At 38.7% G+C, this 10,065-nt stretch carries 12 protein-coding genes; 7 read left to right on the forward strand and 5 right to left on the reverse strand.

The genetic code is table 11. The features are described from left to right. Positions 1 to 281 precede the first annotated feature (281 nt). The 3 genes from FC27_RS05850 to FC27_RS05860 all read left to right on the forward strand — a co-directional run bounded on the left by FC27_RS05850 (position 282) and on the right by FC27_RS05860 (position 2,549). Complete coding sequence (locus tag FC27_RS05850; RefSeq protein WP_010625204.1) at positions 282 to 563, forward strand: hypothetical protein; 282 nt, start codon at positions 282 to 284, stop codon at positions 561 to 563. A 249-nt stretch (positions 564 to 812) separates the two neighbouring features. Further along, on the forward strand, positions 813 to 1,460 hold the full coding sequence (locus FC27_RS05855; protein WP_056938082.1) for a TetR/AcrR family transcriptional regulator: 648 nt from the start codon (positions 813 to 815) through the stop codon (positions 1,458 to 1,460). 63 nt (positions 1,461 to 1,523) lie between these two features. Further along, positions 1,524 to 2,549 (forward strand): lipoate--protein ligase, encoded by a 1,026-nt coding sequence (locus FC27_RS05860; RefSeq protein ID WP_010625207.1) that lies wholly within the window; start codon positions 1,524 to 1,526, stop codon positions 2,547 to 2,549. Between the two features lie 46 nt (positions 2,550 to 2,595). Here the strand turns inward: FC27_RS05860 and FC27_RS05865 are convergent, their stop codons facing one another. The 5 genes from FC27_RS05865 to FC27_RS05885 form a co-directional block, all read right to left on the reverse strand. Next, positions 2,596 to 2,829 (reverse strand): DUF3923 family protein, encoded by a 234-nt coding sequence (locus FC27_RS05865; protein ID WP_010625208.1) that lies wholly within the window; start codon positions 2,827 to 2,829, stop codon positions 2,596 to 2,598. A gap of 127 nt (positions 2,830 to 2,956) precedes the next feature. Beyond that, the gene (locus tag FC27_RS05870; RefSeq protein WP_010625209.1) at positions 2,957 to 4,393 is read right to left on the reverse strand and encodes a prolyl oligopeptidase family serine peptidase; all 1,437 of its coding nucleotides are present in this window, start codon (positions 4,391 to 4,393) and stop codon (positions 2,957 to 2,959) included. Between the two features lie 208 nt (positions 4,394 to 4,601). Beyond that, positions 4,602 to 5,270, reverse strand: coding sequence for a phosphatase PAP2 family protein (locus tag FC27_RS05875; RefSeq protein WP_010625210.1), 669 nt, complete (start codon positions 5,268 to 5,270; stop codon positions 4,602 to 4,604). A gap of 696 nt (positions 5,271 to 5,966) precedes the next feature. Beyond that, positions 5,967 to 6,671 carry a VIT1/CCC1 transporter family protein gene (locus tag FC27_RS05880; protein ID WP_010625211.1) on the reverse strand — a complete coding sequence of 235 codons (705 nt, stop codon included), beginning with the start codon at positions 6,669 to 6,671 and terminating at the stop codon, positions 5,967 to 5,969. A gap of 20 nt (positions 6,672 to 6,691) precedes the next feature. Then, entirely contained in the window at positions 6,692 to 7,381 is a 690-nt protein-coding gene (locus tag FC27_RS05885) for a VIT1/CCC1 transporter family protein (RefSeq protein ID WP_010625212.1), read from the reverse strand. A gap of 250 nt (positions 7,382 to 7,631) precedes the next feature. Between FC27_RS05885 and FC27_RS05890 the strand changes: the two genes are divergently transcribed. The 4 genes from FC27_RS05890 (at position 7,632) to FC27_RS05900 (ending at position 10,012) form a co-directional block, all read left to right on the forward strand. Beyond that, positions 7,632 to 8,093, forward strand: coding sequence for a Fur family transcriptional regulator (locus FC27_RS05890; protein ID WP_010625213.1), 462 nt, complete (start codon positions 7,632 to 7,634; stop codon positions 8,091 to 8,093). Between the two features lie 240 nt (positions 8,094 to 8,333). Next, a complete protein-coding gene (locus FC27_RS12015; protein WP_235699661.1) occupies positions 8,334 to 8,729 on the forward strand; it encodes an LCP family protein in 396 nt (131 codons plus the stop codon). After that, positions 8,633 to 9,355, forward strand: a complete 723-nt coding sequence (locus FC27_RS05895) for an LCP family protein (protein ID WP_235699662.1) — start codon at positions 8,633 to 8,635, stop codon at positions 9,353 to 9,355. Before FC27_RS12015 ends, FC27_RS05895 begins: the two co-directional genes overlap by 97 nt. 213 nt (positions 9,356 to 9,568) lie before the next feature. Beyond that, entirely contained in the window at positions 9,569 to 10,012 is a 444-nt protein-coding gene (locus FC27_RS05900; RefSeq protein ID WP_010625214.1) for a MerR family transcriptional regulator, read from the forward strand. Positions 10,013 to 10,065 lie beyond the last annotated feature (53 nt).

Here is a 10,065-nt window from a genome sequence, read left to right on the forward strand (position 1 = left end):
ACACGGCAATTGAAACATATTGGTTCAGTATCCTCAATTATTTGCCACCGTCGTCAATGATAATTAGCTATTTTTTGAACTGATTTAAAAATTATTTATCAATGGATAACTGATACTAAAGGGTTTTAGTATTATGATTTATTTTCAAATAATAAATATAAACAATTTTATATTAATGGTTGACTTTAGTTTCGATTGAACTATACTGAAGTTGCAGATGAGATAGTGAGTACTCACCCGCGGTAATTAAGAAATTATTATAGGGATCGAGGTTGGTTATTATGTTTACTACAATGTTTTGGATTCTCGCAGTTTGGTTCATTGTGAACGTTATTTGGATGTGGTTCGTTATGGACAAGCCAAATACAGAGAAAACTTTTGCTTGGATCAACGTGGTTGCCATCGTTATTGGCTTCTGGGTATACTTTGGTGCTGCCAAAGTCGGCGGAATTGATGCATGGTTCAATGCACTCAACTATGTCAACATCGTGCTTGCCATCGTACAATTTTACATTGGCTATCATGGTGTAAATCACTCAAGTCACACTACTCATCAAGCATAATTTACCTTTTCTATTTTTCCTGCAATCGACGTTTACTACTCCCAAACGTCAATGAAGTGTAAAAACTTCTCCCATGTGTGTGGTTGAAGGCAATCAACCACGTTTTAGAAAGTATGACAATCAGTCATCTTTCGATTATTCACGACAAGACCGACAATTGATAAAATTGTCGGTCTTTTTCATTTGATACGTTCTTAGGGACCAATTTAGGCTAAACTATTATTAATATCTGAAATGAGGTGTATAAAAATGACCAAAATCATCAATATTTATACTGACTCTCCCGAAACCTCAGGCTTGACTGACAAACAAAACAAGATCTTCCGTTCGGCAATCGAGCTCTTTTCAAAAAAGGGCTACGCCAATACTAGCACTAAAGAAATTGCTGAAAACGCCGGCGTATCTGAAGGCAGCATTTTTAAAAAATTTAAAAATAAAGAGGACCTACTTTTTTCGATCCTCAATCCTTTGTTAAGAAATATTTTACCTAAGGTCGTCAACGAATTTTCTGAGGCAACTTTGCAAACTCACTACGATAGTCTCTATGATTTTGTTGCAACTATCATCAAAAATCGTAATGACTTCTTTAAAGAAAACGTCGATGTGATCAAGATCTTTGCTAACGAATTTATTTACGACTTGAAGATTCGTGACAAGATGATTCAAACCATTCCTTATGGTTACATGAAAAGTTTTAACGATGTTTCTAATGACTTAAAAGCTAAAAAACTGATGGTCGATTGGGACAATACCGAGATTTTTCGTTTTATTTTTACCAGTTTCTTTGGCTACATAGCTGAGCACTACTTATTGTTCGATGAGCTTCGTTACGATGAAGATATAGAACTCCAGCATTTGATCGACTTTATCGTTAAAGGATTGTCCCCCACCGAATAATTTTTTTATTTCTTTCTGTAAAGGCTTACAATATATGATGTAAAAACAAAGGGGTGTGTGTAAATGTTCCTTATTGATACTTCAAGAAACGGTAAGCCGGTTTACAATGCAATCGTTAACCAATCGCTAGATAATTATTTAGTCAACGATCTAAAGTTGCCTGGTCACGGATTGATCATGTATATCAACAATCCTTCGGCGATTGTTGGTGTCCATCAAAACGCCTATGCTGAGGTCAACTTCCCATACTTAAAGGATCATAAGATCCAATTAGTTCGGAGAACTTCTGGTGGCGGTGCTGTCTATCACGATTTCGGCAACTTGATTTTCGAAAATATCGTCATTGATAACGATGACCATTTCGGCGATTACGAATATTTTGCTAAACCAATCGTGGATGCTCTACACGAAATGGGAGCTACTGGGGTCGAGATGCGTGGACGGAATGATATCGTTGTCGATGATAAAAAGTTTTCTGGTATGACAATGTTTAAAGTCGGTCATTCTTATGCTGCCGGCGGTACATTAATGTTTGACTTGAGCATGGATACCGCTAGTTCTGTTTTGACACCTGAAAAAGATAAATTGGAATCGAAAGGTGTCAAATCCGTCAACAAACGGATCACTAATATCAAAGATTATTTGGATGAGCCATATAAGAGCATGTCTGCTGATGAATTCAAGGAAGAATTATTGAAAAAGATCTTCCATGCTGATTCGTTAGAAGATATCGAAACTTACCACCTTAATGATCATGACTGGGAAGTTATCGACTCACGTTTGAAAGACAAATATGATACAGACGCATGGAATTACGGCGAAAATCCTGGCTTCACTAATTATGTTTCCAAGCACTTTGATATCGGAACTGTCGCTTTCAATTTCTCACTCAAGGAAAACAAGATCTCTGATGTTAAAATTTATGGTGACTTTATCACTGGTGGTGATATTCATCTGATCGAAAAAGCCTTGATCAATGTTGAATTTGACCAAGCTGGACTGAAAAAAGCTTTTGAAAAAGTCGACTTAAAAGCTAATTTAGGTGACATCGACGCCCAACCATTAATTGATTTACTACTATCTAAATAATTCAAAGAGGACATCCCAAATTTGAGATGTCCCCTTTTTTCTAAAATTAGTCGTTCTTTTTATCATGCTTACTTTTGCTTTTGATGTAATGATACAGCAGAACCTGTGCAACACCAATGATCCCCAAGAAATAACCTTCGATGGCTAGTGCTACCATGCGCATTTGATATACTTGCACTGGCCCGGTGATGGTCATTTTTCTAACCATGATATAAATAAATACTGTGACGAAAACGATTGCCCAAAAGGCATTCAACGTCCACCAAAGTTTAAAATTCATGATAAGCCCCCAATATATACAAAATTATATAGGAAATATAATTTTATTTTACACCATTCTGGCTTATGAATTGTTGTTAAACAGAAAAACGCATCCTAAATGAACAAATCATTTGGAATGCGTTTTTTTAACGCCAATCGGTAGCTTTGTTTTGCCGACTGAGCCAACTCATGACAGTTACATCGGAACCGTCAGAGTTTTTGGCTTGAACGCCGTCATAATCAGGTGCGGGATAATCGTCGAGCACGTTGATCCATGAGAAGTGGCCGAGATATTGATAAGGTTGGCCATCGGTACCTTTGAATTGTCCAGTTTCGTCATGAACGTCTTTCATGAAGGTAAAGTGGACATTTTGAGCGCCAGCTTTGATCAGGCGTTGATAAGTTGGGACAGTACTTGTTTGGGGATTAACGATTGGATCATTTTGGGATTGCGTGAACCAAATATTTGATGACTTGATATTGTCGATCTGAGCATCAGAAATATTTTTATCGAGATAAGCTTCACTGATTGGGAAAGCTGCCGAGAATTTACCCGGTTCTTTGACCATCATTCTCAAGGCCATGTAACCACCGTTCGAGCAACCGCCAATGTAAACTCTATTACGGTCAACTTTTGGATGAGATGTAAGATACATTTGGATCATCGAAGTCAAACCGTCTTCATAACGAGAACGTTGTTCCAGACCATCAGGCGTATTCGGATAAACCAAAGTAGTTCCGCCACTACCTAATGCACCATAGTCGTTTCGGTTAGAAGCATCAGTCGTCCGCGTATCGAGCCAATAAGTCTTAGCTTGCGGTACCAAAACATCAGCACCACCAGCAAAATGACTCTGAATCTTCTTTTGAGCTAAACCTACGGCCCGACTACCTAAAAGAGAGACCGGATTAGGATCCTTATAGCCTTCACCCGCACCGTGCAACCAGATGATCAAAGCTCGCTTGCCATTAGCTGGAGCTTGATAAGAAGTGTATTGCATCGACTGCGTACCAAAGTGCTTGTCTTGATAGGTGAATGAATAATTTTTAGAAAAGCTTTTTAGTTCTGGATAAGAAACTTGGCTGCTCCTTTGAGTTGGAGTTATGCCAGTTATTTCCTTGTTGCGCACTGAATATAGCGGGTTTTGCTGGCTGATCTGGAATTGGACCGCCACCTGCGTATTCAGTTGCGTTGCTTGATTAAATGAGAATGGATCCGCCACAGTTAAATCAGGATCGACTGCTAAATCTAAAGCAATGTAGCGACTGCTATTAGAATCGACTGCCTTTCCATTTACGTTTGACAAGTATGCTTTATTGACTTGTCGCGCAGTACTTGGGATATAAGTATCGCTGCTGCTGACCTTAAATGTTTGTTGATTCAGGTCAGTCTTCTTGATCGGCATCGAAGTATTGATGACGACCTTATCGATTGCCGGCCCCCAGTCGTAGCCATGAGCAATCATTTGATAATTGCTATTGACCATGTCGGCTTGAACGTTTGTTGCACTGTTTGAGATTTGGTAACCACAAATAAAGGCGACAAACATTGCTATTAAAGCTAAAATTCGTTTGAACTTCATTGTTTCTCCTCCTATCTCCAGGTGTAAATTAAGAATTTCACGCCAAATAAGCTTGGGAAATCATTAATCCCTAAGCGTTCCCTGAAAGCGCTATCCAACACTTCAAGTGTACCCCGGTAAAATTTATATTCTATCCATAAAATAATAAATATTTTTGTCAAAAAAAATATCCATCGACTTTCAAAAGTGATAGTCGATAGATATTATCTTAATTTGATTCTTCTGGTTGTTCCTTTAAAACTTTATTAGCTCGTCCATAAAAACGGAAATATAACATTTCAGCAAAATTCCACCAGCCAGCTGCCAATAGCAAGCTCCCCAAGACATCGGTTGGATAATGCGAACGTAAAAAGACTCTCGAGATCACCACCAGGATCAGCCAAATGATCAGTAATGACTTCATCAAAAATCTATTCCCAGCTTGTTTTAAACGTGGAGCGATAATCACAATTAAAATCATTGTCAAAATTGCAGTTCCAAATGTGTGACCACTCGGAAAACTAAAACCAGTCGATTTAACAAAATCCGCAGCTGGACGTGGACGTTGAACAAACAATTTAATGCCATAGGCCAAGGCATAGCCGCCTAAAACCGTGAAGGTTATCCACAAAGCCGTAACTTTTTCCTTGATTACAATAAAGGTAATAACAAGGATCAAACTGACTATCAAGACGACCTCTGGACTGCCAAAGAAAGTCAGTACTTGAAAAATATCAGCAGCATGTGAACCCGGAGTGATCTTAGCAACACTTTGAATCAATCGATCGAGATTAAAAAGCCAACCCGCTTGTAACTTGACTGCCGTCAATAACAATATAAAAGCTAAAAAGCAACTAAAGCTGACGACTCCCCGATTATTATTTTGCTCAAAAATCACATTTATCCACTTCCAAATCCTAAGTATGAACTTTAAGTATAGATTCTATAAGTATATTTGTAAATGGCTATAAGATGAATTTGTGGAAAATAAAACAGGTATTCCTAGGGCTGGAATACCTGTTGTTTTTTTGGGGAATTTATTGTATTTATTTGGAACTTGGATTGGATTTTTTGAAGTTACGCGTTCTACTCTTATAGCGGAAACGCGCAATAACAGGCAGTTTGTTCCGCTTAACCTGAAATTTGTGCTCGTTTGCAAATTTGCATTAGTTCGCGCGGTCTATGTTTATAGTGGAAACGTGCAATAACAGGCAGTTTGTTCCGCTTAACCTGGAATTTGTGCTCGTTTGCAAATTTGCATTAGTTCGCGCGGTCTATGTTTATAGTGGAAACGTGCAATAACAGGCAGTTTGTTCCGCTTAACCTGGAATTTGTGCTCGTTTGCAAATTTGCATTAGTTCGCGCGGTCTATGTTTATAGTGGAAACGTGCAATAACAGGCAGTTTGTTCCGCTTAACCTGGAATTTGTGCTCGTTTGCAAATTTGCATTAGTTCGCGCGGTCTATGTTTATAGTGGAAACGTGCAATAACAGGCAGTTTGTTCCGCTTAACAGGAAACCGGCTCTTATTCCAAAAACGGGAATAAGTTCCGGTTTCCTGTTAATGCTCGCGAACTGGCGCCTTTGGTACCACTCTACTTCAATAAAATTCCGACTGAATAGTGGATGATCATGGTTATGATTCCGACGATGATATTTCTGACGATGGCTGTTTTTACTAGGCCGTCTCCTAGTTTGGCACTTAAGTAACCTGTTAAGGCTACTGAAGCGATTACGGCTAGGATTGTTCCTGGCCATTGCATTGAGATCGGCAAAAATGTCATGGCTGCTAGTGGGAAGATACCACCTGATGCTGCTGATACTAGTGAAGAAAAGGCTGCGTTCCAAGGACTCATATAGTGTCCTAGGTCCAAATCGTATTTAACTCTTACTACTGTCTTTAAATCATCTTTGGCCATTAATTCTTTGGCGATGTCATATGATGTTTCTTTAGTTACACCACGATCGACATAAAATTGTGCTACGGCGTCTAATTCGCCTTGAAAATCTGTTTTGATCAATTGGCGTTCTTTTTCGACGACCGCTTTTTCGGTATCTTTTTGAGAACTAACTGATGCATATTCACCTGATGCCATTGAAAAGGCACAAGCAATCAAATCAGAAAGTCCCGCAATGAAAATCGTGAATTGATTAGTAGTAGCAACGGCGACTGAGAACAAAACACCTACAACAGTCAAGATACCATCATTGGAACCTAAAACTCCTGCCCGGAGAGTATTTGACCGTTCAGCCATCGTTTGCTTTTGCTTCTTGGGCTTTTGAATACTCATTGTTTTCATCAAAATTTATCCTTTCTGCACTAGTGTGCGAACAACAGACCAATGCCATAAGTTACGGCCATTGTTAAAAGACCGGAAACAACATTTCTGACAACAGCTTTGAATCTATTGGCGTTACCTAAAGCAGCAGCGGTGTACCCTGTAATAACTAAGGCAATCACAACCGCGATAATTGTGGAAATCATTTTAATATTTTCGGGGAACAAGGTGATCGATAGTAATGGCAACAATGATCCTGTTGGAAAGGAAAGCATTGATGACAATGCCGCAGCAATCGCACTCGTTTTTTCTTTCGGATTGAACCCGTATCTTTCTCTGACGGCAGTATCGATTGGATCTCCTGACATCATTTCATGGGTGGCTTTTTCCGCCAACGCATCAGAAATCCCGGTCTTCGAATACTTATTTTTAATGAAGTCAATCTCATCATCATAATTTTCGTCGAGGGATGTCGATACTTTTTCGATGGCCCTTCTTTCAGAATCTCTTTGGGTGCTGACTGATACCCACTCACCCATGGCCATGGAAATAGTTCCGGCTAACATACCGGCGATACCAGAAAGAAAGATGGCATAATTATTATTAGTGGCTCCGGCAACACCAATAACGATACCAGCAACTGAAACAATCCCATCATTAGCACCCATGACACTGGCACGCATAATGTTGATCTTTTCAGCCAAGCTTCTTTTCTTCTTAGCTACTTGCATAATCTTCGCTCCTTTGATTGGGACTACAACATGTCACTTTTTTGCTAGATTGAAATGGTTCTCATCTGTGAACGACTCTATATTAACCTTTACTTTCTGAAAAGTAAACCCAAAAGACCGCATTTGTGCCGAGTTATTTTAATTTATAAACATTTAATTGTACTCATTACTAATTAAGACGTATAATTACCTTGTAATCATTATCATGAAGATAGGTGATGATACAGATCATTTGAAAGGAAGGACGCTTATGGCTACGAAGAATGTTGCAGATCAAACATTGCGAGTCTTGAAAGATAACAAGCTACGTGTAACACCTCAACGTCACGTTATCTTGTCTTACTTGGCAAGTCATCATAACCACCCATCAGTCGACACGATTCATGCTGCTTTAAGTAAGGAACTTCCCAATTTAGGTGCATCAACTATTTACAACACATTAAATACTTTTGTCGAACGCGGACTCGTGATCGAGCTCCAAAATGGCGACGGCAGTACCCATTATGATTATTTTGGCACTCCGCACTACCACGCAATTTGTACTAATTGTGGGAAAATCGTTGATGTCTCATATGAGGGATTTGGCAAGGACGAAAAAGAATTCGAAAAAAGGACAGCGGAATTATCTGGCTATATGATTTCCGGAAACCACATGGAAGTTTACGGATTATGCCCAGAGTGCCAAGTAAAACTTGGAATAAAACGCCCATAATTAACTAGAAAGCAACAATTCTTGCTGGGAATTGCTAACTTAAATCAGTTTTATAAAACAGAATAGTAAAATGGCCGACGAGTGAGAAAATTAGCCGTCGGTCATTTTTTGATTAGATGTGAAAATATTTTCATTTAAATTAACTGCTTTCAAGCAATTTATGAAAATATCTTTAATTTGTATTAGATTAAGTAACTCTCTATAATAGATAAAATTATAGTAGTTGCGGAGAAATTAGTTATGAAAATTTTTAAACGTATTGTAATAACCATAGTGGTTCTGCTCGTGATCATAGCCGGCTTAGGCTTTTCTTTCTATAAAGCCAATCAAAATGCTCTCAAGTCAGTTCACTCTAGTAAAACCACTGTTTCAAAGCGAATCGAACAAGGAAAGCCATTCTCGATTTTACTGTTAGGGGCTGATACTGGGACTGACGGCCGAGTCGATCGAGGAAATTCGGATACGATCATGATGATCACCGTTAATCCTAAAACCAATAAAGTTTTGATGTACTCAGTCCACGCGACACCTTGGCTGAAATGGTCGGTCAAAAACCAAAGAACGTTCAAAAGATCAATTCGGCATATGCTATTGGCGCTAATAAAACAGCCAAAAAATCTGTCAGTAAATTATTGAATGTTCCCATCGACTATACAGTCACCATCAACATAAAGGCCCTTGAGCAAACGGTCGATTTTGTTGGTGGTATTGATGTTGATTCAAACTTAAAAGTCAGTTACAACGGCATCACCATCCCTAAAGGACACCATCATTTAAACGGCAAGCAAGCTTTGACTTATGCTCGGATGCGTTATCAAGATCCTCGCGGCGACTATGGTCGTCAATTGCGTCAACAACAAGTCTTGGAGCAAGTGGTCCATAAGTTGAAAAAACCAAAATATATCGTCCAATTACCAAAACTGATCAAAAAGACCGGTGGCAACGTCATTACTGACCTGACTGATTCTCAGATCAATGCCCTACCGGTAAAGTATTACTCAATCGATAACAAGTTCGCTTCTAAACAATTGAAGGAACAAACTGCTTGGATCAACGGTAGTTCTTATCAAGTCGCCTCGACCAAGGAGCTGCAAAAAGTTTCCGATACTCTCAACAAATCAATGGATCGAAAAACATCTAAAGTCGACAATACTGAAACTGAATTGAATAAACAAAATAAAAAGTTCTTCTCTGATCCTGATAACACCGATTATGATACCAAGGACTTAGATACAACTTATTACACTGATAATACTCATTAAAAAAGTACCAGTAATTCTCAAACAGAATTGCTGGTACTTTTGCCTTCAGCTGGAAATTACAGACATGGCATAATAACCATTTTGATAGTATTGAGCAAAAAAATTTTGACATCAATTGAATATAATTATAATAATCGTGTTTTCTTATAAATTTGTAGTATAATTGTCTCCACATTCGAGCTACTTTAAGCTAACAAGAAAGAAGGATTTGGCATGGCGAAATATTCTGTTCAACAGGTTGCAAAGAAGATGGGTATGACTAGCTACACTGTGCGCTACTATCATGACCATGGTCTTCTTCCTTATGTTAAACGCGATAAAAATAATAATCGGGTCTTTGACGACGTCGATATTGAATGGTTGGAATTGATTCTTTGCTTGCGTGGCACGGGCATGTCGCTTGATGAGATCAAGCACTATTTTGACCTGGTCAGAAGTGGCGAACAGACCATCCCTGAAAGATATCAGATTATGCGTCAGCAACAACAAAAAACTATCGATGAAATTGCTGAATTAAAGCGTCATCTCAGCACTATTACTTTCAAAGTTAACCATTACGCTGAAATCGTCGATAATCACGAACCGGACTCATTCGAACCTTCGAACATCCGTGAACAAGAATTAGAAGAATCAGAAAAAGTCGATCCGGCAAAATAATAACAACTGGCCACAGACGTTTACACTAAAAATTTAGGCTCTAAGTCAAATCG

This window comes from Companilactobacillus versmoldensis DSM 14857 = KCTC 3814, assembly GCF_001434295.1.
GTDB classification, from domain to species: domain Bacteria; phylum Bacillota; class Bacilli; order Lactobacillales; family Lactobacillaceae; genus Companilactobacillus; species Companilactobacillus versmoldensis.

Excerpts from the sequence above, each read along its gene's own strand:
- FC27_RS05850 (WP_010625204.1), top strand. The coding sequence starts at position 282 with ATGTTTACTACAATGTTTTGGATTCTCGCAGTTTGGTTCATTGTGAAC.
- FC27_RS05855 (WP_056938082.1), top strand. The coding sequence starts at position 813 with ATGACCAAAATCATCAATATTTATACTGACTCTCCCGAAACCTCAGGC.
- FC27_RS05860 (WP_010625207.1), top strand. The coding sequence starts at position 1,524 with ATGTTCCTTATTGATACTTCAAGAAACGGTAAGCCGGTTTACAATGCA.
- FC27_RS05865 (WP_010625208.1), bottom strand. The coding sequence starts at position 2,829 with ATGAATTTTAAACTTTGGTGGACGTTGAATGCCTTTTGGGCAATCGTT.
- FC27_RS05870 (WP_010625209.1), bottom strand. The coding sequence starts at position 4,393 with ATGAAGTTCAAACGAATTTTAGCTTTAATAGCAATGTTTGTCGCCTTT.
- FC27_RS05880 (WP_010625211.1), bottom strand. The coding sequence starts at position 6,671 with ATGAAAACAATGAGTATTCAAAAGCCCAAGAAGCAAAAGCAAACGATG.
- FC27_RS05885 (WP_010625212.1), bottom strand. The coding sequence starts at position 7,381 with ATGCAAGTAGCTAAGAAGAAAAGAAGCTTGGCTGAAAAGATCAACATT.
- FC27_RS05890 (WP_010625213.1), top strand. The coding sequence starts at position 7,632 with ATGGCTACGAAGAATGTTGCAGATCAAACATTGCGAGTCTTGAAAGAT.
- FC27_RS12015 (WP_235699661.1), top strand. The coding sequence starts at position 8,334 with ATGAAAATTTTTAAACGTATTGTAATAACCATAGTGGTTCTGCTCGTG.
- FC27_RS05895 (WP_235699662.1), top strand. The coding sequence starts at position 8,633 with ATGGTCGGTCAAAAACCAAAGAACGTTCAAAAGATCAATTCGGCATAT.
- FC27_RS05900 (WP_010625214.1), top strand. The coding sequence starts at position 9,569 with ATGGCGAAATATTCTGTTCAACAGGTTGCAAAGAAGATGGGTATGACT.